Here is a 26,290-nt window from a genome sequence, read left to right as displayed (position 1 = left end):
AATATTCGTTAACTCTGGTGTGAATGCTTCCTCAGATTGTGGTGATAAAGTTGATGTAGCCACAGGCGGAATTTCTGCCAATTCTGTTGGCTGAGTCTCTTCAATTTCTGGTGTTGTATTTGAGGTTATTTTAGGTTGAATATTGGTTAATTCTGATGTGGTGTCCTCCTCAGATTGTGGTGATAAGGTTGATGTAGTCACAGGCTGAATTTCTGCCAATTCTGTTGGCTGAGTTTCTTCAACTTCTGGTGCTGTATTTGATGTGCTGTCAGGTTGAATATTCGTTAAATCTGGTGTAGCTACTTCCTCAGATTGGGGTGATATAGGTGATGTAGTTATAGGTGTAATTGTTGCTAATTCTGTCGGCGGAATCTCTTCAATTTCTGGTGCTGTATTTGAGGTTATTTTAGGTTGAATATTGGTTAATTCTGATGTGGTGTCCTCCTCAGATTGTGGTGATAAGGTTGATGTAGCCACAGGCTGAATTTCTGCCAATTCTGTGGGCTGAGTCTCTTCAATTTCTGGTGCTGTATTTGAGGTTATTTTAGGTTGAATATTGATTAACTCTGGTGTAGCTACTTCCGCAGATTGTGGTGATGTATCCACAGGCGTAATTGCTGTTAAATCTGTTAGCTGAGTCTCTTCAATTTCTGATGCTGTGGTTGAGGTGCTGTCAGGTTGAATAGTTGCATCTTTAGCTATAGGATATTTCTGATTTACTGCTGAATTTATTGATGTGATATCAGAGGTGTTTATTCCTTGCTTTGATTCAGTGACTTCTTCAGGCGTTCCAAATAAATTGGTTTGACTATCAATAATAGGAGATGTTGAAGTTAATTCAACAGCTTCAGTATTTACAGGTTCTGTAGTTAGGTTATCTAGATCAAATCTTTGTGGCTTGTTAATAGTATTTTCTGTATCTTCTCTAGCTATAACTTCGTTTACGGCTTCAGTCTCTGTTGCAAAAAAACTGTCATCAGCAACTATCGGCTGATCTTGATTACTAGCTAATTGAATAAATGAATCTGTTTTATTTTCCAACTTGGGTGATATAGTTTCTCCGCTATTACTGGCGTTCACATCACTTAACGATGAAGCATTTTGAGTTGTTTCCAATACTGTGTTTGATGGTTCTTCAATAATCTCATCTGGAATATTCTGATGATGTAATAGGCTTTCTGCTATTTTGGGAGAAACTGACGCTGGTAGAACCTCATTGATTTTTATTCCAGTATTCGGTTGTAGAATATTTGGAGAGTCTGTTTCTGTTGATGAATAATTTGGAGAGTCGGAAATATCTAAACTGTCAATGTTCGGTGCTGTTTCATTAGCTAAATGTGGTAGCTGATTAGTAAATGTGTTTGCTTTATTAATATTAGCAATACTATTAGTTGATTCAGCTTCTACTGTTGAATCTCCTATTAAGTTACTAGTATCAATATCAATTTCACTATTTTGGTTTAATAGTTCCTCATTTTCACCATTCGCAGCAGCAGAAAACACATCAGTTGAATTAGATGGTTCAGGAATTACTTGTGATTCATTGTTAGTATGTTTTATTGACAAAATTAAGTCATCTTCCAAACTTACATTTGCAATCTCAGTTTCACCAAGATTTATTGCAGGATTGCGGAGATTTATATGTTGTATTGCTGAATTATTATCTGTTACGGCTGGTAAGTTATCTGTAGTTAATAAAGTTTCTGTAGTTTTAGGAATAGTGGAAGCTTGATCAATAATCGGTGTTTTCCGTTTGGGAGTATATGACTTGCTTGATTTTTGGGCTTTGGATTTATTAGCCGATTTTGATTGTAGTGTTTTTTTAGTTTGTGCTTTCGGTGTTTTATTTGTTGGTGCTTTCTGTTGAATGGATGTTTCTGTTAATATTTCGTTGCTTATATCATCAGCAATTTGAGTTTGTAAACTAGTCGAAACTTTACTGATATCAAACATATCTATTAATTTATCCGAGGTGTTTACTTCAGAATTAAAATTTTCTAATTCTATTCCTGAAGAATCGGTATCCATATCTAGAATATCTAAGTCATATCCATCTGCAATTAATGTATCTATGAATGGTTGACGTTTACGTGCTAATAAAAATTTAGATGGTGTAAATATTGGTTTTGATAGGACTAGAGGTTTAATAAAATTGTTATTACGGTAACGTGGAACATTGTTATTCTCTTGTGAAGATATCTTGTGCAGATATCCAAGGTAGGATTTTTGCCCAAGAGGATTAACTTGACTTCCCAATAATGATTGAATAATTTGCATATTTATATATCAACTAGGTTGAACCTAATGCGAAGAGAAAAATCCTGTTTGCATACGTGATGTAGGATTACCGCCACCCTTATCTTTGCCTACTTTTAAACCTTCATACGCCAAAGTTAATTCTTCAATAGCAACTGCATTACCATCAGCTTGCAGTCCAGGGGTTTTCCAGGCTATGGGAACAGCACCAATTAAAGTCCAACTCATCATGGTTTCCCCGGCTTGATTGAATACTAAAATATTCACATTACGCCGAGTAGATTTTTCCGTAAAAACTGAACTAATCCATTTCCAAAAACCTTGGTTATCGGTAATTCCTCGTTTAAGAGTTACGTCGGCAAATTCTGTTTGACCTAAATAAATTCTCTGCTGGTCATTGACTCCGCCTTCGTAAAATACATTTTTCTTGACTTGTACACTTAAGCCAGAACATTCACTAAAAGATGCAGCGATCGATTTGTCAATTTCTACATAAAAACGATTGCTGGTGACATAGTTTAGTTCATGAGTGACGTTACTGTTGTTATTTCCAGCCATAGCTACCACCTGGGATGACCATAATTGTTAACTCTTTCGCGTTGGAGGCGCATATCTTCCAGTAAAAGTTGATATACACGTTCAGTTAGCTGGTTTAATAGCAGCGAGTCATTAAGATATTTCTCGGCTGCTTTTTCAACTCCTTTGGTATGGGATGCGATCGCAGAACCAGCATATCCAGCCGTACCGCCAATATCACCACTAGGTGTGAAATGTTGCTTTTCGGTTGAGTCCATAAACTAAAACTCAAAATCAGTCCTCTGATCAAGGCTAAACTTACTCCATGAGAATCAAAATTAGCCAAAAGTCGAACTTAATTTTTGCTGTTGCTAAATTTTAAGCGAATAGTCTTGTAGGTGGTGATTGCTGTATTCTGGTCTATATACTGGTAAAATACCTATCCACTGCTGGAGTATCAGGAGCATAATATGAGGGAACGTATACACAAAGGTGAAAAAACCACCTCCTCTGTCTCCATACCGAGTCTCAAACACCCAACACGCGGCTTTGGGTTAGAGTCGTTAAACGCTTCACCGCCAGCAGTGACAGAGGTACAACCGATGAATAAGCCTCCCAGTCACGATATTAGCCGCATTGCATTCCATCGTCCCCAAGCAAAACTGACAATTAGCCAGCCTGGAGATGTTTACGAACAACAAGCTGATACTGTAGCGCAGCAGGTAATCCAAAGAATAGCGCAATCAGGAAATCGCCAATCTATTCAACGTCAGCAAGCACCCCAAGAAGAAGAACAATTGCAGATGAAGCCTCTGGACATTAGCGTCCTGCAACGTCAGCAAGCGCCCCAAGAAGAGGAACAATTGCAAATGAAGCCTCTGGACATTAGCATCCTGCAACGTCAGCAAGCACCAGAGGAAGAAGAACAATTGCAAATGAAGCCTCTGGACATTAGCGTCCTGCAACGCCAGCAAGCACCCCAAGAAGAGGAACAATTGCAGATGAAGCCTCTGGACATTAGCGTCCTGCAACGTCAGCAAGCACCAGAGGAAGAAGAACAATTGCAAATGAAGCCTCTGGACATTAGCGTCCTGCAACGTCAGCAAGCGCCCCAAGAAGAAGAACAATTGCAAATGAAGCCTCTGGACATTAGCAGCCTGCAACGTCAGCAAGCGCCCCAAGAAGAAGAACAATTGCAGATGAAGCCTTTGGACATTAGCAGCCTGCAACGCCAGCAAGCGCCCCAAGAAGAAGAACAATTGCAAATGAAGCCGATGATCGCACAGCGTCAAGGTGGAGGTGGGATGGCGGCTACATCTGATTTGGAAACCTCCATCAATCAAGCCAGGGGTGGTGGACAGCCATTAGGTGACGATATCAGAGAACCGATGGAACAAGCATTTGGTGCTGATTTTAGTGGTGTAAAGATTCATACCGATACTCAATCCGACCAGTTAAATCGTTCAATTCAGGCGCGGGCTTTCACGACGGGACAGGATGTGTTCTTTCGGCAGGGGGAATATAGTCCTGGGAGTCGGGGGGGTCAGGAGTTGTTAGCACATGAGTTGACCCATGTTGTGCAGCAGAGTGGGGGGATGGTGCAGCGATCATCTCAGTTACAAGTACAGTTGGGGCAGCATATAGCAACAGAAACCCCATCTGCATCAATGAGTGATTATATAATTCAAAAAAAATTTGAGGGAGCGCTTGAAGGAATCACGATAGCAAAACTGAAGGAAATTTTACCAAGCTACGGGATTACAGATGAACATGATGTCCAAGAAATAGAGAAGAATTTTGAGGTTTTAAAAAACCATCCTCTTCCCATAGTGTCAGTTCCTCAATTAGTAGGACGTGTATTAAAGCATAAGAAAAATTTGACAAAAGAGATAGCGACCCAAGTAAAAGAAGAACTAATTACTAATGCTGGTAAGGGGCTAGGGGAGGAGGCAGAAACTGTTACATTGTACAGGGGGGACACAAGAAACCTTGAACAGATAAAACAGGCAGGTGGTTTTTTTGGAAGAGATCATGCGCCTATTACGATTGAACATGCCAGGCAGATTTTGCAGGATTGGCAGTCTTTTACACCCAAACAAAAGCTCGATCAGGCTCAAGCATGGAAGGCACAAACCAAAGGTAAGACCGATATCGTACCTTATGTAGCTACAGGGGAAGAGTCACAGAAAGGTGGGAATGATTACAAAATTCAAGTACCAATGACGTTTAGAGGTAATGAAGGTGATAGTGAGTTTACCCCAAAACTTGGATGTGACCAATGGCCTATACAATCAGCTACTATTCTGGCAATCAAAATGCACGGAGGGGAAGTTATATTTTTGACAGGTATTCCCTTTAAATTTATTAAACATGCTAGCTAGTGGTATGGCCAGACTAACTGTAGTATGATCGCCTGCTTTCGTCAGGTGCATTAACGAAGTATAGACTTTAGGAGAATTGTTTGGTGGGAGCGCTCGCCTGCTCTTTGTATTAGCCACCCTTAAAAATCGATGCGACGATAGATTTCAGCCAGAGGAATTTCTACGTTTAAACTGTGCAGTGCGATCGCTTGCTGGATATCAGAATAAACTTGCCATAACCAGCGATCGTTAAGGTGACGAGCCTGGTTAGAAAATTGCTCAATGTCAGGTTCACAAAACTTACGCAACTGGCAAACTAAACAGGGGTAGGCGTTGCTGAATCAGAGTATGAAATATTAAATTAACTCTTATTTTTCTTTGTAACCTTGCGCCTTTGCGCCTTTGCGTGAGGTAAATTCATACTTTCAATCAGCAACGCCCAGGGGTAAGTAATGGCATGGCTACTTCAAATGGAAAATAGTTTAAAGGAATTAAGCCTAAAAATGGAACATTGATATTCAATGCGATCGCCTACCTTGTAGCCTAAGTTCACAAAGTATAGACGGAGAATTGTTTGGTGGGAGCGATCGCCATATCCTGGTTGATACTGGCAAGGTATTAGTTTAACTGTCGGTGGGAAAATATAGACTTTAGGAGAATTGTGTGGTGGGAGCGATCGCACTATCCTAGTCGTAATATACTGGCAAAATATTGAGTCTAACTGCTGCTTGGGTATCAGGAGAATCATGAAGAGAGAACAAGTAGGTCAGGGCAACAAAACCACCAATGTCTCAATACCCACACTCAAACAACCGACGCGGGGTTTCGGTATAGAGTCGCTTGAAGCTTCAAACCCAGCAGTTAGAGAAAGCGAACTCAAGGACAAGCCACCAAGTCACGACATCAGTAAAATTTCCCTACGCCCCCAAGCAAAACTCTCCATCAGTCAGCCTGGAGACTTTTACGAACAGCAAGCTGATGGTATAGCCCAGCAGGTGATGCGTAGAATGGCTCAACCTCAACGCCAATATGTGCAACCTCAGCCAATGCTAGAGGAAGAACAATTACAGACGAAACCTCCGGCTCATTTCATCTCACCTTTGCTGCAACGCCAAGCTGCATCCCAGGACGAGAAATTGCAGACGAAACCTCCGGCTCATTTCATCTCACCTTTACTGCAACGACAAGGAGCATCCCAGGACGGGGAATTGCAGACGAAACCTCCGGCTCATTTCATCTCACCTTTGCTGCAACGCCAAGGAGCATCCCAACAAGAGGAATTGCAGACGAAACCTCCGGCTCATTTCATCTCACCTTTGCTGCAACGCCAAGGAGCATCCCAACAAGAGGAATTGCCAATGAAGCCGATGGTGCAGCTTCGTTTAAGTGCCAGAGGAATAACTGCCACATCAGATTTAGAAACTTCTATTCAAAAGTCACGAGGTAGTGGACAACCGCTTGCAGATGAGATCAAGCAACCAATGGAGCAAGCATTTGGGGCTGATTTCAATGCAGTGCGTATTCATACTGATGCTAAATCAGATAAATTAAATAAATCTATACAAGCTCGTGCCTTTACCACAGGGCAGGATGTTTTCTTCCGTCAGGGAGAATATTCACCCGGAAGTAATTCAGGTAAGGAATTATTAGCCCATGAATTGACTCATGTTATTCAACAAAATGGCGGTGCTGTACAGCCTAAATCATTTCCTAACCAAGCGATTAAAAAAAACAAGATACAGGCTAAAGCCCTTGTGACCTCGCCTCCTAGCCAGCAGCCCCAGCAGCAAGATATTCCTCAACCGCAACCTGAGCAAGATAACCAAGGTGAGCCAGAACAAGCAGCCTTAAAACCTGATACACAAAACCAGCAAGAGCAGGGACAGGCTCAGGGGAACCAAAGCATAGCAGCTACACCTCCAGCAGATGAGGGTGGTTCAGTAAATCCGCCTCCAGCAGAGGGAGGTAGCCCTATTGCTGGTGAAAATCAAGGTGGGCAAGTGAACGCACCAGTTAATCAACAGGCTATTCCTATTAGTGCTGAAGACCCTGGACAGATTCTTGAACAGCTAAAAAATACACCGCCTACCCAAGCCTTTCCTACTTACACAGAAGCTGAAACCGCTTCAGCCCAAGCATTAGAAAATCAAAGGCAACAACTGCAAGCCAGCATACCAGAAATTCCAGCCCCCACAGGTTTATCACCTCAAACCAATGTAGATATTGCGAATAATTCAGCACAAGTAAGCGCACCATCGACAAAGCAACCCCAAGCACAAGGACAACCCAATCCTGTGGCTGATAGTGTAGGCGCACAGGTCAGTGGTTTTAGTGGCTTATTTTCTGCGATATCACAACCTCATCAAAACCAAGATAGCAATCAAGTTAACACCAGTGCCGGAGAGCGACCAAAATTAAATCTGACAGGAGAAGCCGACCCATCACAAATGAATGCAGAGCAGACAACATCTTCTGTACAAGTACAAGAGGCTAAGACTCAGGCGACTAGTAGCATTTCTCGTGATTTTGGTGAAAATAATATCTTTCCTCAAGCCAGCAATGAAACAATAAAGGCGAATAAAGAAATTTCTAAACTTGCTCCTCCTTCGAGCAAAGGTGGTGAAGTTCCTACAATCCCATCGGAAATTGTAGATGGTTTAAATCAAGGTTTAACTCCCTATTATCAGTCCAAAATTGCTCCAGAGCAAGAGAAATATATTGCAGGTAAACAGAAGTTTGATATAGATTCAACCGATGCCAAACAAAGTGCAAAAGACGAGATTAAAAATTTAAATCAAGAAACTACAAATAAACAAATAGACGCGAAAAAACTAGCTCAACAAGAAGTTACCCAAGCTAAACAAGATTGGAAAAAAGAATTAGATACTACTGAAAAAGACTATCAACAAAAAGCAGGTAAAGCCACTAAAGAACAGCGAAAAAAAGTAGAAGATGAAAAAGCCAAAGGAGAGGCACAAGCTGACCAGCACTTAAAACAGGCAGAGCAGAAAGCAGAAGCTGAGAAGAAAAAAGCTGAACAAGAAGAAGCTAAGAAAAAAGAAGAAGCAGAGAAAGAAAAAGAGAAAGAATCAAACAAGAGCGGTTGGGATAAATTTTGGGGAGGAGTTAAATCCTTCTTCAGTAGCATTGTTGAAGGACTCAAAAAAGCTATTAACTTTATCTATGACAATTTACGCAAAGCAGTAAAATTTATTTTTGAGGCAGCTAAAAAATTGGCAATGGCAGCCATTGATCTAGCTCGCAATGTCATTGTAGGTATAATTAAAGGCTTAGGAGAAATTCTCAAAGGACTAGTGCAGGTAGTCTTTGCCGCTTTCCCAGAAATATCTAAAAAATTCACCAATGCCATAGATAAGGCAGTTAACAAAGCTACAGAGGTAGTTAATGCTGCTGCTGACTTGTTGAAAAAAGCCGTTTCTGGCGTTCTGGATTTCTTAGCGAAAACTTTAGATACATTGCTAGGATTAGTTCAAAGCCTGTATAACGGCGCTCTCACCGTGATTGGTATGCTCATCCGGGGAGAATTTGCAGAATTAGCCAAACGCTTCGGTAACTTGATAGAAGGGGCTAAAGCAATGCCTCCTCAGTTTGAGATAGCAGGAATAGAAGAACTGATGGGAGGTGATGTTGACTTAGATAAGTCCTTAAAACCAGAAGAACTCGCCCAAGCCCAAGCCGCCGGAGTCAGTATCCCTGGTATGGCAGGTGAAAATACCCCACAGACTGGTGAAGCCTCAAAAATGCCCAGCGCACCTTGGACAGAGGAAAATGTGGGAGTTGATGCAGTTGAAGACAACATGGAGCTTTCGCCAGAACTAACTGAGGAACTAATGCAGCAAACCCAGGGTGAAGGGGAGATGATTCTGGCCGAGTCTCAAGACGAAAGTCGCTCAATGAATGCAATTATGTCTGAAGCGACTGGAGGACAGCAAGTAGGAGCAGAGCAAGAACCACAAGAAATTCCTGATGGGTTAACGCCAAAACAGCGAGCCAGTATTAAATGGGAATTGATGAAGCAAGGAATCAAGCAGTGGTTTGCTGATAACTGGCCGAAATTACTTGCTGGATTGATAGCGGCTGCTGCTGTCATCATCGCTGCGATCGTTGCTTCTGGTGGTGCAGTTTTGGCAGCACTACCAATAATTATGGAGATTTTGACTGTAGTATTTGCCGCAGAAGCCATAGCAAAAATTGGTGGATATGTGCGAGATTACCTCTCTAAATCTTGGGACGGCGACATCCCAGGCGGTGGTAAGAGTTTGGCGAAAGCACTAGCGGCTGGAGCCATTGAACTCATTATGTTGTTAACTTTCGAGGCTGGGAAACTAGCTGCTAAAGGAGCTAAAGCAGCAGCCAAGGGTGCTAAAGCGGCGGCTAAGGGTGCTGCTAATCTGGCGAGAAAAGCCTTTAGAGGGGTGATTAAGGGTATTAAATATGTTATCGAGAAGGGTAAGGTTCTCTTCAAAGGTATCGCTGGTTCAGGAGTTGGTAAACAATTCAAACGCCTTAAGGATTTGGGCAAGGGATTGTTGGAGCGGATGCGGTTTAAAGCATTCCGTATTCGAGTTGCAAATGGGCGCTTCCGCCTCGAAGGTTTAATTAATCCTTGGATACTTTTAGCCAGTGGAGAACTTAGACATATTGATCAGGCTGGTTTGCAGGCTTCTACAACAGGAAGCCGTAACCCAGGTGATGCAGTCACTACCCTAGCAGGCGACGCTGGAACTGTTGTTAGTAACGTGAATAACTTAACTCCTGCTGAAATCACAACATTGGTCAATCAAGGAGGGAATCAAGTTGCAACACTTTCTGGTCAACTAGCTGGTGATAACACGCTGCTTCTGGATCTTCTAAACAGAACAAGAAGTACCGGAGAACTATCGAATTTTTTAAATCTAGCAGGTGGTGCAGGTCAAGCAAACAGACTTCTTAATGTCCTAAACATTGTTACAAGCGGTGATCATACAAGGTTAAACCGATTACTTCAGCTTGCTAATGGGAGTCCTGTGGAGTTCCGAAGATTGGCAAATCGAACTCTTGCTCTTAATGGAAGGACACCCGCTCCAACTATACCCGCACCTCCAGCAGTAACCATACCAGGGGGTGGTAATGGGGCGAACATGATACACTTTATCGATGGACATACATTACAACACTTAAATATACCTGCTCGGATTCCAAAACCGTCAACTACTCTCTGGCCTAGGGGTACAACTCCTACGAATATCAGCAATTATTTGGATGAAGCAATACGGGAATTAGATAGAGTTGGGAGACTGCCGAGTCCAGGAACGCCAGAAGTTGTGAGGATTCCTTCTGGAGTAGAAGTTCAAGTTGGAGTAAGACTCGATCCCTCTGGTTCTGGAATCGTCTATGGTCAGTTTTTCCCAACAGCAAATAATGGTTTTGAAACAATTAGCAGACAGGAAATGCGTGCTATTTGGGATATTTTCAGACCTTAACCTTGAAGAAATTGTAATTAATAGAGTAATTATTATGGCAATCGAAGTAAAATTTTGGATTTATTTAGTTGATAATGATTTAATTGAGTTGAGCGAACAAGATATCGAATCTCATTTCGAGCAATATAGCTCATGCCTCCATGAAACAGAAACTATTGAGGGAGCAGTTGCAATAATATTACCGAACAATAAGGAAGTAATTATTAGAGATGAGCTATGGGTGATTGTCCAAAATTTTTGCTTCAATTCTATTCTGAGTTTGCTTAGAGAAAAAAAAGAATGCTTTATTTATCATTACTTTAGTAGCTATGGTCAGATTGTTTTGATTCCATCAACCGATTTTGTCCGCATAATGGGAGACGAAGTGCCGACAGAGAGTTTTACAACAAGTGAGCTTTTACCTGCTTTATATTATTGTGGAGAAAGGTTTATTAATTTACTACGTAAACTACAGGCAGCAGGACGTAATGATGCTGCTATTGAACACTTAGAATCTTTTGCCAAAGAAGCACTTCAAGTTTTGCAAGCAAATAATATGCTCTCATGAAGACTTTATCGGCGAACATAAAAAAATAAAGTCTTTGTTTGGCCGGGAACAGCACCAGTCAATAGAGGAATCAACCGTACTGCAACTACTATCGAGTGGGTAGCAGACGCAACCCACCCAAATGATGGTCGATGGAAAGTTGTACAGCACATTCCTTGGGTGAGAGATTTTAATTTTGTAAATAATACTTACACACAACCAGCAGACTATATTATTCCTTAAATCTAAATTTTGGTAAAAGTCTATATGGAAATAAGCGAGTACATGGTTCGTTCTTACCTATGGTATGTGACAGGTTTCTGGATTATCAAAAATGATTTGCCAGCAGATCACCTTTTTGAATATGATGAATACATCGAAAGTATGAAAAAAAATGCAATATATAATGATGACCTAGATACTCTAAAGTTAGCTTTTGAACACATTTTAGCCAATCCTGAAATTGACACAGCATCTCTGAGTGAGAGTGATTATCCTTGGGATGATGCAAAAGTGCGTGAAATTATACGTTACTCTTGGGAAAAAATCTGGCCTGATGCTCCTCCCATCCTACCAGGAGTCCCAACTGGGGTTAAGTTGGTGAAAAAACATTGAAAGAATAAAAGCAGAAAAGATGAGGTGCGCTCATATTGCATCAGTAATCGTTTCGTGTAATAAGTAATGCAATAATGAAGCTTGTGTCAACTACAATATGAGCGTCCAAACTGAATATTCTCAGTTGAATAGTGAACTAACATTACGCGAATCCTCAGAATCGCCGCTAACAATTTGCGGGTTTCCATTAATGTCTTTGCTTAATGAATGCTTAGAAGCACTAGGAGATAATATCGTAGTATTATCAATGTCAGAAACAGAAAATGTATTTTCAATTTTTGAGGATATGTTCCCTATTACTTCTTGGGCAAGAATTGATTGGGGAAAAATCCATAATAAAGTTAATATAGTTTCAAGTAAGGAACTAGTTTCATCTTTAAATAGTTTCTTTAATAAAGAAGAGTTAGAAAGCCATCCCTATATTCTCTGGAATGATGCTTCGCTTCCTGCGATTCAAGCTAAATTAGAACAGATTGTCAGGGTAATAGATGAGGTTACATCTGTTAGTTTTGATACTTGGATATTTTCACCTAAACTTGGATATGTAATTGAGTTTTATCATGAAGGTGAAATTACTTTAGGAGTCATATCTCAAGCAAGTATTGAAAACTGACATACAAAACTGGCAGGCTATATTTATATTATTCCTTCAGTTCAAATATATGTTTTTTAAAACCTTAGTTGCAGCTTTTTTTTATTGACCCTGAAAGTAATGATTGTTCATTAGAGCAATTGGCGAGGCTGGCTGGAATGAAAAATCTACAATACTTGAGTGAAGATGAAAAGCTCGGATTAGGTATCCATGATCCAAGCATAGAAGTGATTTATGGAGAATGGGACGCATTTGAAGATGCTTGGGCTAGGCTTGATAGGCTTGAGTATCACAACTGCTTACAGATTTATTTTTCTATGAATCATTTTCTTGACCTAATTCCAGAGCTACCAGATGATCAAAACCTACTTTTAGAAGAAGATCCATTATTGCCATTGGCATACACTTTCCGCGATGCTTGTGAAAAATTGCCAGCAGAAGTTGCTTTTGTAGATACCCATGCTCACTATGGCGATGAATCTTGGGAAAACAAGCAGGGTAATCGGGATTGGATTATTAACCACTACTGGATGCTGCTAGAATCAAACGTCAATGCGCTAGCTGATGAACGATTTGGACTTCTCTATTTGAATGAGTACATGAATCAACTCTGGGACTCAAATTCACTACGTGACGATCGCGACATTATACCCCTGTCTCAAGGACGTTTAGCGTTTGCTGGACGAGGAGTAGCACGGTGGTTGTAATTTTAGAGAAAAATATTTGCAGTTTTTTTTAAGAACAAAGTAATCATCAGGATTTATATAAAGAATAATTTGTCAAACAAGTTGTTTAATTATTACCTTATCAAGAACATAAGCAATGGCTGATAATATCACAGTGATCCTGAATAATTCATCACTTTCGGTTGACGAAAAAGTAGAGAAGACAGCCGAATTATTGAGCGCTTTACCTGGACAAGGAGTAGCAAAAGCTACGGAATTAATTCTCAATACAGATAATTCATCTATAGCTACATATCCTGCGAACTATTTAGCTATATTACCGAATCATAAACAAGAAAAAAACAAGTTGTTGAGCATATAATCAATCATAAAACAAATTTACTTATTGCAGCCACAAATTTGGTTAAAGATATGCCAAATTATGTGGTCGATAGATTAATCGACGAATATTTTCAAGATACGGAATCATCAGATTTATATAATATTATTTTTGAGGTTGCCCAGTATTTTCCTGAAAAATTGCATCCATTCGCATCACAAATTGATGATGAATATCTTCAAGAATTAATCCTGCCTGGAGGCCCTGATAGCTGGGTTGATGATTTAGTTAACAAATATCGTCAAGATGAAGATCCACAGCATTTAAAGGCTTTGTCCTGGTTCCGTACAGACAAGGCATTAGATGCACTAATAACTTTGTCCAAAGCAATTCCAGAGGAAGATTTAGAAGCTGTTTATGCTTATATTGAAAATTCGGGGGTATTTCCAGATTCACGTTTAGCTTCAGTCTATTTTCAAAATTATCGTGGTTACGTGGTTGCACGAAATGAAAGCCCTCATCACATGGGAGGTAGTTTTCCTCATCCAGTGCCTAAATGTCCAATTACAGATACACCAGCTAATCGTATTCTAACTTTAGATAAATCTAACTTAAATTTAGATATTGAAAGTCAATATAATCCTTCTTTCTTTTGGTATGAAAGCGGTTATCCACCAAACTGTATTTACGTACAGTTCACGGAAAACGGGGTCAAAGGTTTAATGACTCCAATGACTGATGGAGAAGTAGGTACTGACCTGATTCCAGGGAAATTAGCATTAAAATTAGAAGAGTATCCTTTAAAATATGGTCGCGCAGGTACAGCAACTTCAGGATTTTCCAATCATCAAGTAGGAGGTTATCCAGTTTGGATGAGGTTTCAACGCTTTAAGCGTTGTCCAGTTTGTGGACAAGGAATGAAATTTTTAGTCACGATAGATAGTGGAATGACTCCTTTTGGAAAGCTGGGTTTCAATGGTATTCTTTATGGATTTTGGTGTGATCCATGTGCTGTTTCCTGCACTTATCAACAGAATGACGATGATTTTGAGTAAAATTTTAGCTTTTCTAAACTTCTAGCAAGATGAGTATTCAAACTAAATATTCTGACTTAAACACCGAACTAACACTGTGCGAATCCTCAGAATCGCCGCTAACAATTCGCGCAGTAACTCTCGCACTAAGCAAACAAGTCCACAAAATTACTGAGTGTCGTCTCAGCTTCCAAGTTAGCCCAGAACTTTACCAGCGCATCGACACCGAAGCTTTATTCAACCTCAAACCAGAAATCCGCACTCCCCTATCTGGTGGAAGCTTTCAACTCTCACGCGATATTCAAATTGAGGCTATTCTCGACTTTGATTTATTACCACAACTAGCAAAAAACGCGAAAACCTCTAACCAAGCAGCCGCCTATCTGCAAAAGTTAAGTAAAGAACAGCCCAATCATCCTTTGTTATCGCCCTACAGTTGGTATGGGCTGCAAGTTAAACAGCAACAGGAAAAAGGTGAAACAGGCTATTCTACTGTTTGGGCATATCTCAAACCTGCTGATATTAGGCAAGATGGTATTGATAGTAAAAAGCTCAATGATGCAATGTTTGATTTTGCTAAAGAATGGGCTAATCATCATCAATCAGCCAGTAATGAAGATGTCATATCTCAAACAGTCGAGATGATGACACAAAACTTTGAAGAAGTGATGAATAATGTTTCAGAAAATACGGAAAAACTGGTTTCTGAAACTCTGGAGGAAATACTTACTGCTTTTGAAGAAATGGCAGAAAGTCTTGCAGAAATAACTGATGAAGTTACTTCTGAAGCAAGTGTTTTTGCTCAGATAAGCCAGTTTTTTCAGCAAGAAGATTGGCAATATGAGCAAATTTCTCAAAAGTCAATTTTACGCTTGGCATTTCAAGGAAGAAATGGGAAATGGGACTGTTTCGCCAAAGCAAGAGAGGAACAACAACAATTTATCTTTTACTCGATTTGTCCAGTCAACGCACCCCAAGATAAACGACTGGCTGTAGCAGAGTTTATCACAAGAGCGAATTGTGGCATGATGATCGGCAACTTTGAGCTAGATTTTAATGATGGGGAGATTAGCTATAAAACCAGTATTGATGTAGAAGGTGACAGACTCAGCAATGCACTCATCCAAAGATTGGTTTACGCCAACGTCACGATGATGGATGAATACTTGCCAGGGATTTTGTCTGTTATCTATGGTAATGTATCGCCAGAGGACGCTATAGCCCAAATAGAGACTTAATTTACCAAGGATTACCTACTATCGTCAATGCTGCCCAATAATAAGGATGGCTCAGTTGTATGGTAGGACTGACGCATCGTAAATAAGTTTAGCCTTGCCACGCCACAAGGGAAAATATAGACTTTAGGAGAATTGTGTGGTGAGAGCGATCGCACTATCCTAGTCGTATATACTGGCAAAATATTGAGTCTAACTGCTGCTTGGGTATCAGGAGAATCATGAAGAGAGAACAAGTAGGTCAGGGCAACAAAACCACCAATGTCTCAATACCCACAATCAAACAACCGACGCGGGGTTTCGGTATAGAGTCGCTTGAAGCTTCAAACCCAGCAGTTAGAGAAAGCGAACTCAAGGACAAGCCACCAAGTCACGACATCAGTAAAATTTCCCTACGCCCCCAAGCAAAACTCTCCATCAGCCAGCCTGGAGACTTTTACGAACAGCAAGCCGATGGTATAGCCCAGCAGGTGATGCGTAGAATGGCTCAACCGCAACGCCAATATGTGCAACCTCAGCTAATGCCAGAGGAAGAACAATTGCAGACGAAACCTCTGGCTAATTTCATCTCGCCTTTGCTGCAACGCCAAGGAGCATCCCAACAAGAACAATTGCAGACGAAACCTCCGGCTCATTTCATCTCACCTTTGCTGCAACGCCAAGGAGCATCCCAAAAAGAACAATTGCAAATGAAGCCGATGGTGCAGCTTCGTTTAAGTGCGAGTGGAATAACTGCCACATCAGATTTAGAAACTTCTATTCAACAGTCACGAGGTAGTGGACAGCCGCTTGCAGATGAGATCAAGCAACCGATGGAGCAAGCATTTGGGGCTGATTTCAATGCAGTGCGTATTCATACTGATGCTAAATCAGATAAATTAAATAAATCTATACAAGCTCGTGCCTTTACCACAGGGCAGGATGTTTTCTTCCGTCAGGGAGAATATTCACCTGGAAGTAATTCAGGTAAGGAATTATTAGCCCATGAATTGACTCATGTTATTCAACAAAATGGCGGTGCTGTACAGCCTAAATCTCTTCATGTAGCACCAAAAGGCAACAAACTTCACACAAAATATACTGCGGAGTCTGTACAAGCTCTCCAAAGGCGGGAGAGTCCCGAAAAACCAACCCAGGGAGATACAGAAAACAAAACAGAGGCGCAAGAAGTCAAAACTGATACAGAAAACAGCGAACAACAAAATCAGGCTCCGACACAAAAGCAGCAAACTGTTGCCACACCACCAACAGACGCAGGGGATACAGCAACAGATCCACCCCCGACAAAAAAAGGTGATGCCAAAGTAGCATCGGCTGAAAATCCCTCAGTAACAGGGAAACAGGAACAGGGTAATCCACAAAACCAGCCAGAATCAAAAGATACCAAGGCTAATCCTCAAGAAATAAACTCTCAGGCGCAAGGTCAAGGTAAACCCGAATTATCAAAGTCTGCCGCAGGATTACCTAAAGTCAAAGCAAATCAGGCAGTAGGAAATTTACCTAAGTCAAATGTAGCTGGTAAGGCTGGTGCTATACCAGAGACAGAACAAGGTAATGAAGCAGTGGCTGGTGATGGAGAAAAGGCTCCGGCTTCCCCCGAAGAAGACCCAGGCTTTCAAGCAGTGGTCAATACAACTAAAGAAGTTGCACACCAAAAGAAAAAACACGCACCTGCTGAGAAGAAAGCAGGGGAAGCGCAAGCAGCAGCAGAACCTCCAGGTAATGAAGTAGATAGCAAGGCGCAAGCTAATCAAGTTGGTGAGATGGAAAAGGCGGAAACTCCAGCATTTGATGCAGCCGCTTTCAAAGCCAAATTGATGCAGCGCATTGCTGACATGGCTCCTAAAACATTAGAGGAGGCTGACAACTTTAAAAATAATAACCAACTTGATTCAGTCAAAGGTGAATTGAGTGGGCAAGTCAAAGAAGAGCAGAAAGCTACTCAAGAACCGCTAGAAGAGAAAACTAAAGAAAAACCAGATACTAGCGGTATTGAAGCCAAACAAGTAACGCCGTTGCCACAAGCTAACCCAGGGACACCGCCGTCAGGTGTGGGTGCAGAGCAAGCTGCACCTAAATCTAAAGGACAAGGGGAAGTGGAAGCACCTCTACCAGAAATTAGTAAAAATATTGTTCAGATAGCAGAAAATTATGATGAATTTATAGAACTTTTTGATCAAGAAGGAGATATAGATCAACTAGATGAAAATGGTATGTCTCCGTTACACAAGGCTTCTGGGACAGGAGATGTTGAAGAAATTGAAAATCTGCTCGCCTATGGAGCGAATATTGATATTGTCACAGAAGATGGATATACGCCGCTTTTTTTGCAGCATCTGAAGGGCAAGCCGATGCAGTAAAAGTTCTTTTAGAAGCAGGTGCGGATACAACAATCACTCCAACAACAAGTCAAGGAACGCCCTTTCAGGTCGCCTGTGTACAGGGTAATGAAGAAGTTGTTAAAGCCTTTCTTGAATATGACAAAACTCTGGCAAATAAGAGCATCAATAATGTTACACCATTATACATAGCTGCTGAATTAGGGCATAAAGAAGTAGTGAAAATCTTACTTCAATATAATGCTGACGTTAATTTGCAACCAACTGAAAAATCAGCTACTCCGTTGTACATAGCAACATCCAATGGAAATAAGGAAGTAGTAGAAATTTTGCTAAAAGCCAAAGCAGATACAGAGATAGGTTATAAAGAAGCTACTCCATTACATATTGCAGCATTCAATGGTGATGAAGAGATTGTAGAACTATTGCTTAGATATGGAGCAAATCCTCATAAAAAAGATCAACAGGGTCAAACCCCCTACAATTTGGCAGAAGCAAAAGGATATGAAAATGTAGCAAAACTTTTAGCCTTGAAGCCTAGAAAACAGACCTAGTTTTATTCACCCACAAGACCATATTGTGGATTGAGGGTGGAGTTACCAAAATATCCAAATGTTCCAGGTTATGGTGAGATTGATAAAACACTTAAGGAGCATTTAGAAAAATCTAATGTTTATGAAGATATAATTGCCCTTGCTAAAGAATCTACAAATGCTTTATCCTGTAGTTAAAAGTGATAAGTATGGTTTTATTAATTCCCAAGGTGAAGTAATTGTAGAACCTACTTACGACCTTGTAGGACGTTTTGCTGAGGATAGATGTATCGTAGAAAAGAATGATGTCCTTAATTTAGAACATGATAGGCTGCAAGTTTACATTAACTCCAGTGGGAAGGAAATTATTCCTTTGAAACCTTGCTGTTTTTGTACATCTTTCAGTCAAGGTTTGGCTCAATTTGAGGTTGTAAATGGTAAAGTTGGCTTTATTGATACAGAGGGAGAATTTAAGATTTCTCCTCAATTTGAAATCGACTATGAAGGAGAAGTCAGCTTAGGATTTAGCGACGGAGTAGCTGCTGTTGCCTTAGAAGAAGGATGGACTTATATTAATCAAGAAGGTGAAAAAATTCTTGATATTAAATTTGAAATAGCTAGGCGATTTCAGGATGGATACGCTCTTGTGAGTCCGTTTAAGCAACCTTATCAAACTGAAAAATTGTTTTTTATTGATAAAAAAGGTCAACGGCTAGAAACAATACCCTGTAAAATCAATATCCTTTGTCAAGGTTTTAGAAATGGGCTGTGTCAAGTGATACTTCCCCAACAAGAGCAAGAAACTGAGTTGAATAAGATAGGGTTTATCAATACGAGTGGAAATCTAGCATTTGAAGGGAAGTTTGCCCATTCCTCCGGTTTTAATGAAGGTTTGTGCATTGTCAAGAAATTCCCAGATAAATTTGGGGTGATCAATACATTAGGAGAATGGGTGATAGAACCGTTATACGAGGAGATTGGCTGGTTTAATCATGGTATTGCTCCGTTTCGGCAAAATCAGCAATGGGGCTTGCTCAATGCTTCAGGAGAAGTCATCCTTCCTCCCCAATTTTCATTTATTGATAGTTTTATTGGCTATCTTCCACCGCTAGATCCTTTTCATAATCAAGAATTTCGAGAACTGACTACCGCAACGATCGCACAACCAGTCAAGAAAAATCAACCAGGTAAACAAGTATACATTAATCGCACAGGAGCTATAGTGAGTTCATGGGAAATTTGAAAGCGATCGCTCAGATATCTAATTTATAATTAACTCAAGTTTCTCACATCTCTTATTTACCAGCATCTTCAACAGCATTAATAGTTTCAATTATGCCATTAATCATCAAAAGCCGTCGAGCATCTGTTGATAATTTGTCTAAAGTTTATCCAGATGCAGTCATTATTGATGTTACCTCACGCGCTTCTGAGCCTTGGCTTCACTTTAGTCCTTTTTATCCTCATGGAAACATACCCGTTCCTTTCTCACCAGGAGAATTTAGCATGACGGTAGAAGGAATATGGCAAGGTTTAAAAGTTTTTGAAACCGCAGATGTAGACCCTAGTAAACTATGTTATATGTTTATTATTAGAGTTATGATATAAAACATTAAATAATATGAATAATAATTTAGAATATTGCCACTTAGCAGTAGATTTAATTCTACATAATTCTGCTCAATCATCTTTAACTGTTCGTGCGATCGCCCTCTCCTTAACCAAACAATACAACAAACTTATAGACTGTCACCTCGCATTCCGAGTAAACGCACAACTTTACAATCTTATTGAAACCGAAGGATTATTTAATCTCAAACCAGGCATCCACAACTTTAAGCCAGGAAAATTCCTCCCTGACACTGACATTACCATAGAAACTAGCCTAAAACCAGATTTACTACCACTGTTAGCAGAACAGGCTACCAACGCTGAAGAAGCTGCAAATTACATCCTCAAATTAAGCCAAGAACAACCAGAACATATACTACTATCTACTGAAAGTTGGTTAGCTTTATCTGTCAAACAGCAACAGGAATCAGGGGAAGTCGGCTATCGTACCCTTTGGTCTTATATTAGTCCAGCTAATCTTAGTCAAATAGAAAATTCGGGTGAAGAAATTGTCCAAGGAATTGTCAATTTTTTTCAAGATTGGACTGAGGCTAATTTATCAGCCAAAACGCAAGAAGCGGCTACTAAAATGTTAGAAGGAATTGATAAGTTTTTGACAGAGTTTAATAATATTGAGCCAAAGGAAAATCCGCCAACCTCTCCTACAGATGGGAAAATTTTTGAGGAAATGATTAATTTCTTCATAGCAGATGATTGGCCTTTTGTGCAACTTCCAGAACAGCCTGCTTTACAAATCAGTTTTCAAGGTGAAAATGGCAAATGGAATTGTTACGCTAGAGCCAGAGAGGAACAACAACAATTCCTCTTTTACTCGATTTGTCCAGTCAACGCACCGCAAGATAAACGACTAGCTGTAGCAGAGTTTATCACGAGAGCTAATTCTGGCATGATGCTCGGTAACTTTGAGCTAGACTTTAGCGATGGCGAAATTAGTTATAAAACCAGTATTGATGTAGAAGGTGACAGACTCAGCAATGCACTCATCCAAAGATTGGTTTATGCCAACGTGATGATGATGGATGAGTATTTGCCGGGGATAATGTCTGTCATCTATGGTAATGTGTCACCAGAAGAAGCTATAGCTCAAATTGAGACTTATAACAGGTGACAGGTAACAGGGGACAGGTGACAAAGCTTTTTCCTGTAAGGATTTTATGATTCATTAATGTCCTCACCTATGTGGCGATTGCTATAATTTACCAAGGATTACCCACCATCGTAAATGCTGCCCAATAATAAGGATGGCTCAGTTGTATAGTATCTTCATCTTCATCAACATTTTCCACACTTTGGGCAGGTAAAACCAAGCCACGAGCTGCGGCTAAACCTTCCACCCGACCATCTTTAATGTAAAGTTCTCCTTTAGCCATAGCTACCTGCGCCTGTCTGAGGGCTTCTGCACGGATCGGCGCAGTTTTAAGGGATTCATAAAACTTGGTCATTAAAGTTGCCGTACCCGCATCGTTGACAGCCCACATACTAGCGATGGAGGTTTTCACTCCGGCGAGTACAGCTAAACCGGCAAACCCAATTTCTACTTCTTCATCACCTAAAGCAGTCCTACAAGCACTCAGCACAATCATCTCAACTTGGGGTTCATTTAATCTTAATTGCCGTATTTGGTTTAGGCGCAATTTGTCTTCCCATAATTGAATATAGGAATTGCTTAAGGGGCCGGGTATAAAGTCGGCATGGGTGGCTAAATGAATAATACCGAAGGGTTGCTGGCGACGAATCATTTTCAGATTTCCTAATGTCGCTTGCTCATTTAACAGTAATTTACCCTGCCACAGTTGAGAAACGAGAGTTGATAACTCAACGGGAACGGCTGGTAGAGGTTGTTGTCCCTGGGTGCTTTGAGAAATTCCCAAAGCTAAAACTTGGGATTTTTTAATATCGGTATAAAGGGTGTTAGTTAAGCTGAGACTAGGCATTAAGCCGATACTATATTTCTCGACAATAAATTGTTTACCATCGTGGAGGGCTGCAAACGGTGTTGTACGTAAGCCAATATCTGGTAAAAAGACTAAATTACTGATGCCTCTTTCCTGTAAGTCTGCCTCTAATGGGGCGATGATCCACTTATATAATTGTTGGGATGGCTGTAAGTAACCCTGAGTGTCGCGGTTTTGGGGATTGACTATTTGATCGCGATATTCTTGCGCTACTTGCAATACTTTAGCTCTAGTTGTGCCATCGATGCGCTTGCGGATGGGGTTGCCTTTACCTGTGACTACGATTATTTCTAATTGATCGCGATCGCTCTCTCCTACCGTATTTAAAATTTTACTAGATTTATTACCAACAGGCTGGTTAGGGGCAATTTCTACAGGCACAAAACTCAGGTAAATTAACGCAGGTTTAACACCAGTGGCTTTTTCTATTTGGCGTAAAATTTCGCTGGCTTCATCTGCGGTTTTCGTTTCCGGTACGGCTACACCCAACTGTCTAGCTACGGTGTTTGTGAAGTTGCGTTCTGGATTGGTATCAGTTATTGATATATTATTATTGCCACCATTATCAGTATTACCACCGCCCCCATCTGTACGACAAGCAGAGGGCGAAAGCTCGCAACCTTGTACAATTGGTATATCTATTCCTACCGCTACAGGCACTCTGTCCGAAGATGAAACTTTATCACTGGCTCTGATGGTAAAAGCTTCAATGGTGCTAGTCTTAGTTATGTTATCTGGCGGAATATAAGTAAGTATATCCCCATTCCTTAACTCGTCTCCAACCTTTAAGACGACATCGCCTTTTTTCAGTGTTCCCGCCAAGATAGCATCAATCACGACAGTAGTATTATCCCCATTCACATCGTTAATGTTGGCTGTAAAGGTAAAGTCAAAAGCCACACCCGGTTGAGCCTTTAAGGAGATGGGTGAGGTTGTGGAGAGAGTCGGCGCTGTGTTAATTGACCTAATAGTGATATTACTGGGTGTGCCACTGGCTTTTTCCTCATTAGGTAAAACTGGGAAACTACCGGAAGCAAGGATGGAGTCAGTACCCGCATTAATTCCTCCTTTTGTACCGTTGACAGTGTTATCACCGATAATAAAGTCTGCATTGTCTGGCCCACCATCATGTTGAATTTCCACAGTACCATTCGTCAGCGATGGAGAAGAATAGTCATAGCCGTCATCAGAACCGCTAAATTCTGCATTGGTTTTGATAGTATACGTTGTTTCTCCTACGAATCCCTGTCCTTGTACTAATCCGTTGGTGATGATTTCTACCTTACCACCTTGAGCATTGCCACTAAAGCTGTCGGTGATGGCGCTGGTGTTAATGCTGTTAAAAGTAATTCTACTGCCAAACGGATTTGTGGTTTTTAAGGTAACATCGCCACCCTTAGCTTCCGAGTCTTCGGCAGTTGTTGTGATATCTTTTACATCAATATTTCCACTGGCTGTGATAGTAACTTTTCCGCCTGTACTTGGGGTAGGCTCTGGAGATGCTTGCACATTGGGTGTGTATGAGTATTCGCTATATGTGTCATCAGAGGATCTTGAGTTGTAGCCAAAACCGCTAGTGTTAATGTTACCTGCGGTAACATTGCTCGCAGCTTCCAACATCACTTCACCACCAATACCTGTTTGTGAGCAGCAGTCTCCTTGTCCAGTAGTCTTAATATCACCCACGGTAATATCGCCAATTGTAGACCGTAGCGTGACCTTGCCACCTTGATTTGATGATGTGTCCAGATTTCCTAATGATAAACTCGCCCCAGAAATGTTGATGGCTCCTCCATTAGTTTGAATGGTGTCATTACGATCAAGAAATCTGACAGCACCATTTGTAGAAGTTAAGCTAAAACTGCCACCATTACTCAAATCTAATGAAGCTAAGTTGTTGGAAGTTACCTTTGATGCACCTGTTATATCTTCAATAGTGATATCACCAGTTGCCTCTAAATTAATACTAGTATCACTGCTCAAAGCTGCAAGCGTACCCCAAGAAATGGTATTTGCTCCATTATCAGCATCATTGGCAAGAATAGTGCCTTTGGTGGTATCAAATGTACCCTTCCCGGCTGCGTCATCAATAATATTTAAGGTGCTGGGGTCTAGTAATAATGTACCTATTTGACCATTGGCTGCGCTAGTATCTGCTTGTCCGTTGAATGTCAAAGAATTTTTCCCGGATACTTCTACAAAACCACCATTTCCTGCATTTGCGCCACCACGGGCGGAAATGTTACCAAAAAATTGGGTGGAATTATCAGCCCAAATAATCACCCGTCCGCCGTTACCATTTTGATTACTATTGGCGTTGATGGTGGTCTGGGAATCGACGTATGTCTGTGTAGCATTGGGTACTGTACCACCGCCTTTATAATCGCCACCAATTAATACATTACCGCCGTTGTTATTGCCGGAAGCATTGATATTTGCACCAACTAAGCCTACTTTTGTACCCAGAACATGGACAGTCCCCCCTGTATTCCCGGAGACATTTACCTTGCCACTGACAATAGTTGTGCCTGGGGTGGTGGGGATGGTGACGTTAGAATTAGTCAATTTAACGCTACCATCGGTGTTGGTGGTTAAGCCTGTGTTAGTATTACCGACTGTGAGTAATTCTGGTAAAGAGGCGATCGCCACTGTCCAATTGTTGGGTTGGTCACTATTGGGCGTGAGGGGTTGAATTTCCAAGCTTAAGATATTTCCAGGCTGGCTGAGGCGCACCCAATTCTGCCCAGGTACGGATGTCAGGGAAATCTGTCCTTCTGGGGCTGTGAGTTGTCCAGTATTCACCACCGTCCCACCTAAGAGGCTCAAACTCTGTCCTGCACCCACTCGCAAATCACCAGCATTAATAATTGCCCCTGGCTGACTCATGGTAAAGGCAAAGCCTGTAGGATTACCTACCAAGGCGGCATAGTCATTATTACCGACAGCGTTGAACCAACCCCCGTCAAACTTGATACCGTTGGCGCTTGTGGCTGTAAACGCACCGGGAACATTTAAACTAGCGTTAGCACCAAAAATGAAGCCGGCGGGATTCATCAAGAATAAATTTGCATTCCCCCCCGTTACTTGAATTAAACCATTGATTACCGAAGCATTTCCGCCTGTGACTCGACCGAGAATATTTTGCAGGTTGGGGTTGGCTTGGAAGTTGGCAATTTGTTCTGCACTGACTCCAAACTTTTCAAAGCTATGAAACAGGTTCAGACCATTACTAGAAGTTGTGCCACCTGTGATGTCAATTATGTTACCATTGGGTGTAACAATGGTATTTGTGCCATCGGTGGCAGGGGTAATATTTTGAGCCATTGCTGGGGCGTTGATTCCCCATAGGGACAATAAGCAAGCTACACCCGCACAGGCTATATTCACTAGGGTAGTGCGTCTTGGCTTACGCCGCAGGATGAAGCGACCTGCGGGTAATTCCACATCTATACGCCATTTGTCAGCCAAACCCCTTCGTTGTAAAGCTTTAGCGACTGCTGTTTGTGACCAGAGAATTTGCTGCTGTCTGTGAGATGCAGAAAGGCTTTGCTGATGTATGCGGTAGAAATAAAGCGGTTTCTGCACAAGTCGCACTTGAGTTACTTCTGAGAGTCGCAAACACAGGTCGTAATCTTCAGTATAGTCAGAAGCAGATAGATGCAAGCCTCCCACTTGTTCATAAACAGAGCGCCGCAATAAGCGGAAGTGGAAGGTCATAAAGTCTACCAGTAGCCTTTGGGGGGAGTAAGGAATGCGACAACGATGACCATAACCCAGCACTTGACCATCGGCATTGATATCTAGGTAATCAGTATAAACTAAGCCGACTTCTGGGTAACGATTGAGGACGGCGACGGTTTCGGCTAAGGCGGTAGGGGCGAGGATATCATCACTATCTACCCAACCGAGATAAGTGCCTGTGGTTTGGGAAATTGCCGCTTTGCGGGCTTTGACTGTGCCTTGATGCGGTGCTGTGACTACCCGCACTCGGCTATCTTGCTGGGCATACCTTTGCGCGATCGCCACTGACCCATCTGTAGAGCCATCATCCCACACCAGTAGCTCAAAATCCTGCCATGTCTGTTGTAAGACGCTGGCGATCGCTTCTGCAAGATAACGCTCTCGATTGTAATTGGTGATGACAATGGAGATCAGTGGTGACATGGAATTACTCTCAGGTTTTTTGCTACTACCAGAATATAATGCTGT

At 41.3% G+C, this 26,290-nt stretch carries 21 protein-coding genes; 15 read left to right on the top strand and 6 right to left on the bottom strand.

All coding sequences use genetic code 11. The features are described 5' to 3' along the window. The 3 genes from H6G83_RS28865 to H6G83_RS28855 all read right to left on the bottom strand — a co-directional run. The coding region (locus H6G83_RS28865) for a hypothetical protein (protein WP_190478499.1) at positions 1–2,277 on the bottom strand (2,277 nt) is incomplete at its 3' end. A gap of 24 nt (positions 2,278–2,301) precedes the next feature. Continuing rightward, positions 2,302–2,814, bottom strand: a complete 513-nt coding sequence (locus H6G83_RS28860; protein WP_190478497.1) for a phage tail protein — start codon at positions 2,812–2,814, stop codon at positions 2,302–2,304. Positions 2,815–2,816: 2 nt separating this feature from the next. Further along, positions 2,817–3,050, bottom strand: coding sequence for a hypothetical protein (locus H6G83_RS28855; RefSeq protein ID WP_190478495.1), 234 nt, complete (start codon positions 3,048–3,050; stop codon positions 2,817–2,819). Between the two features lie 192 nt (positions 3,051–3,242). Between H6G83_RS28855 and H6G83_RS28850 the strand changes: the two genes are divergently transcribed. Further along, on the top strand, positions 3,243–5,153 hold the full coding sequence (locus H6G83_RS28850; RefSeq protein WP_199328633.1) for an eCIS core domain-containing protein: 1,911 nt from the start codon (positions 3,243–3,245) through the stop codon (positions 5,151–5,153). A gap of 119 nt (positions 5,154–5,272) precedes the next feature. Here the strand turns inward: H6G83_RS28850 and H6G83_RS28845 are convergent, their stop codons facing one another. Continuing rightward, on the bottom strand, positions 5,273–5,440 hold the full coding sequence (locus tag H6G83_RS28845) for a hypothetical protein (protein ID WP_242044894.1): 168 nt from the start codon (positions 5,438–5,440) through the stop codon (positions 5,273–5,275). 158 nt (positions 5,441–5,598) lie between these two features. Continuing rightward, on the bottom strand, positions 5,599–5,880 hold the full coding sequence (locus H6G83_RS28840) for a hypothetical protein (protein ID WP_190478494.1): 282 nt from the start codon (positions 5,878–5,880) through the stop codon (positions 5,599–5,601). Between H6G83_RS28840 and H6G83_RS28835 the strand changes: the two genes are divergently transcribed. From H6G83_RS28835 to H6G83_RS28770, 14 genes are all read left to right on the top strand, one after another. Then, positions 5,879–10,615, top strand: coding sequence for an eCIS core domain-containing protein (locus H6G83_RS28835; RefSeq protein WP_199328632.1), 4,737 nt, complete (start codon positions 5,879–5,881; stop codon positions 10,613–10,615). The two genes, H6G83_RS28840 and H6G83_RS28835, sit on opposite strands and share 2 nt — an antisense overlap. A 34-nt stretch (positions 10,616–10,649) precedes the next feature. Next, positions 10,650–11,162: a hypothetical protein gene (locus H6G83_RS28830; protein ID WP_190478492.1), complete on the top strand. Its 513-nt coding sequence runs from the start codon at positions 10,650–10,652 to the stop codon at positions 11,160–11,162. Between the two features lie 246 nt (positions 11,163–11,408). Continuing rightward, complete coding sequence (locus H6G83_RS28825; protein WP_190478490.1) at positions 11,409–11,756, top strand: hypothetical protein; 348 nt, start codon at positions 11,409–11,411, stop codon at positions 11,754–11,756. A 190-nt stretch (positions 11,757–11,946) separates the two neighbouring features. Then, the gene (locus H6G83_RS28820; protein WP_190478488.1) at positions 11,947–12,369 is read left to right on the top strand and encodes a CDI toxin immunity protein; all 423 of its coding nucleotides are present in this window, start codon (positions 11,947–11,949) and stop codon (positions 12,367–12,369) included. A gap of 137 nt (positions 12,370–12,506) precedes the next feature. After that, a complete protein-coding gene (locus H6G83_RS28815) occupies positions 12,507–13,055 on the top strand; it encodes a hypothetical protein (RefSeq protein WP_190478487.1) in 549 nt (182 codons plus the stop codon). Positions 13,056–13,170: 115 nt separating this feature from the next. Continuing rightward, on the top strand, positions 13,171–13,395 hold the full coding sequence (locus H6G83_RS28810) for a hypothetical protein (protein ID WP_190478485.1): 225 nt from the start codon (positions 13,171–13,173) through the stop codon (positions 13,393–13,395). A gap of 50 nt (positions 13,396–13,445) precedes the next feature. Further along, positions 13,446–14,408 (top strand): hypothetical protein, encoded by a 963-nt coding sequence (locus H6G83_RS28805; RefSeq protein ID WP_190478483.1) that lies wholly within the window; start codon positions 13,446–13,448, stop codon positions 14,406–14,408. Positions 14,409–14,437: 29 nt separating this feature from the next. Then, positions 14,438–15,625 (top strand): type III secretion system chaperone family protein, encoded by a 1,188-nt coding sequence (locus tag H6G83_RS28800; protein ID WP_190478481.1) that lies wholly within the window; start codon positions 14,438–14,440, stop codon positions 15,623–15,625. A gap of 218 nt (positions 15,626–15,843) precedes the next feature. Then, complete coding sequence (locus tag H6G83_RS28795; protein ID WP_190478479.1) at positions 15,844–17,982, top strand: eCIS core domain-containing protein; 2,139 nt, start codon at positions 15,844–15,846, stop codon at positions 17,980–17,982. Then, the gene (locus tag H6G83_RS28790) at positions 17,934–18,515 is read left to right on the top strand and encodes an ankyrin repeat domain-containing protein (RefSeq protein ID WP_190478501.1); all 582 of its coding nucleotides are present in this window, start codon (positions 17,934–17,936) and stop codon (positions 18,513–18,515) included. The genes H6G83_RS28795 and H6G83_RS28790 overlap by 49 nt, the downstream gene beginning before the upstream one ends. Before the next feature lie 36 nt (positions 18,516–18,551). After that, entirely contained in the window at positions 18,552–18,692 is a 141-nt protein-coding gene (locus tag H6G83_RS28785; protein WP_190478477.1) for a hypothetical protein, read from the top strand. Continuing rightward, complete coding sequence (locus H6G83_RS28780) at positions 18,673–19,737, top strand: WG repeat-containing protein (RefSeq protein WP_190478475.1); 1,065 nt, start codon at positions 18,673–18,675, stop codon at positions 19,735–19,737. The genes H6G83_RS28785 and H6G83_RS28780 overlap by 20 nt, the downstream gene beginning before the upstream one ends. 92 nt (positions 19,738–19,829) lie before the next feature. Further along, a complete protein-coding gene (locus tag H6G83_RS28775; RefSeq protein WP_199328631.1) occupies positions 19,830–20,102 on the top strand; it encodes a DUF6939 family protein in 273 nt (90 codons plus the stop codon). A 13-nt stretch (positions 20,103–20,115) separates the two neighbouring features. Further along, entirely contained in the window at positions 20,116–21,234 is a 1,119-nt protein-coding gene (locus H6G83_RS28770; protein ID WP_190478473.1) for a type III secretion system chaperone family protein, read from the top strand. A gap of 88 nt (positions 21,235–21,322) precedes the next feature. Here H6G83_RS28770 and H6G83_RS28765 read toward each other — a convergent pair whose 3' ends face one another. Beyond that, positions 21,323–26,245, bottom strand: coding sequence for a CHAT domain-containing protein (locus H6G83_RS28765; protein ID WP_190478471.1), 4,923 nt, complete (start codon positions 26,243–26,245; stop codon positions 21,323–21,325). Positions 26,246–26,290: the final 45 nt, after the last annotated feature.

The sequence above is a fragment of the Anabaena azotica FACHB-119 genome (genome assembly GCF_014697625.1).
GTDB lineage: Bacteria > Cyanobacteriota > Cyanobacteriia > Cyanobacteriales > Nostocaceae > Trichormus > Trichormus azoticus_A.
The sequence above is the reverse complement of the archived record's forward strand: the minus strand, read 5'-3'. Positions and strand labels throughout refer to the sequence as shown.

What these genes read in the sequence shown, in the direction of transcription:
- H6G83_RS28860 (WP_190478497.1), bottom strand. Translation starts at nt 2,814, where the DNA reads ATGGCTGGAAATAACAACAGTAACGTCACTCATGAACTAAACTATGTC.
- H6G83_RS28855 (WP_190478495.1), bottom strand. Translation starts at nt 3,050, where the DNA reads ATGGACTCAACCGAAAAGCAACATTTCACACCTAGTGGTGATATTGGC.
- H6G83_RS28850 (WP_199328633.1), top strand. Translation starts at nt 3,243, where the DNA reads ATGAGGGAACGTATACACAAAGGTGAAAAAACCACCTCCTCTGTCTCC.
- H6G83_RS28835 (WP_199328632.1), top strand. Translation starts at nt 5,879, where the DNA reads ATGAAGAGAGAACAAGTAGGTCAGGGCAACAAAACCACCAATGTCTCA.
- H6G83_RS28840 (WP_190478494.1), bottom strand. Translation starts at nt 5,880, where the DNA reads ATGATTCTCCTGATACCCAAGCAGCAGTTAGACTCAATATTTTGCCAG.
- H6G83_RS28830 (WP_190478492.1), top strand. Translation starts at nt 10,650, where the DNA reads ATGGCAATCGAAGTAAAATTTTGGATTTATTTAGTTGATAATGATTTA.
- H6G83_RS28825 (WP_190478490.1), top strand. Translation starts at nt 11,409, where the DNA reads ATGGAAATAAGCGAGTACATGGTTCGTTCTTACCTATGGTATGTGACA.
- H6G83_RS28820 (WP_190478488.1), top strand. Translation starts at nt 11,947, where the DNA reads ATGTCTTTGCTTAATGAATGCTTAGAAGCACTAGGAGATAATATCGTA.
- H6G83_RS28815 (WP_190478487.1), top strand. Translation starts at nt 12,507, where the DNA reads ATGAAAAATCTACAATACTTGAGTGAAGATGAAAAGCTCGGATTAGGT.
- H6G83_RS28810 (WP_190478485.1), top strand. Translation starts at nt 13,171, where the DNA reads ATGGCTGATAATATCACAGTGATCCTGAATAATTCATCACTTTCGGTT.
- H6G83_RS28805 (WP_190478483.1), top strand. Translation starts at nt 13,446, where the DNA reads ATGCCAAATTATGTGGTCGATAGATTAATCGACGAATATTTTCAAGAT.
- H6G83_RS28800 (WP_190478481.1), top strand. Translation starts at nt 14,438, where the DNA reads ATGAGTATTCAAACTAAATATTCTGACTTAAACACCGAACTAACACTG.
- H6G83_RS28795 (WP_190478479.1), top strand. Translation starts at nt 15,844, where the DNA reads ATGAAGAGAGAACAAGTAGGTCAGGGCAACAAAACCACCAATGTCTCA.
- H6G83_RS28780 (WP_190478475.1), top strand. Translation starts at nt 18,673, where the DNA reads ATGCTTTATCCTGTAGTTAAAAGTGATAAGTATGGTTTTATTAATTCC.
- H6G83_RS28775 (WP_199328631.1), top strand. Translation starts at nt 19,830, where the DNA reads ATGCCATTAATCATCAAAAGCCGTCGAGCATCTGTTGATAATTTGTCT.
- H6G83_RS28770 (WP_190478473.1), top strand. Translation starts at nt 20,116, where the DNA reads ATGAATAATAATTTAGAATATTGCCACTTAGCAGTAGATTTAATTCTA.
- H6G83_RS28765 (WP_190478471.1), bottom strand. Translation starts at nt 26,245, where the DNA reads ATGTCACCACTGATCTCCATTGTCATCACCAATTACAATCGAGAGCGT.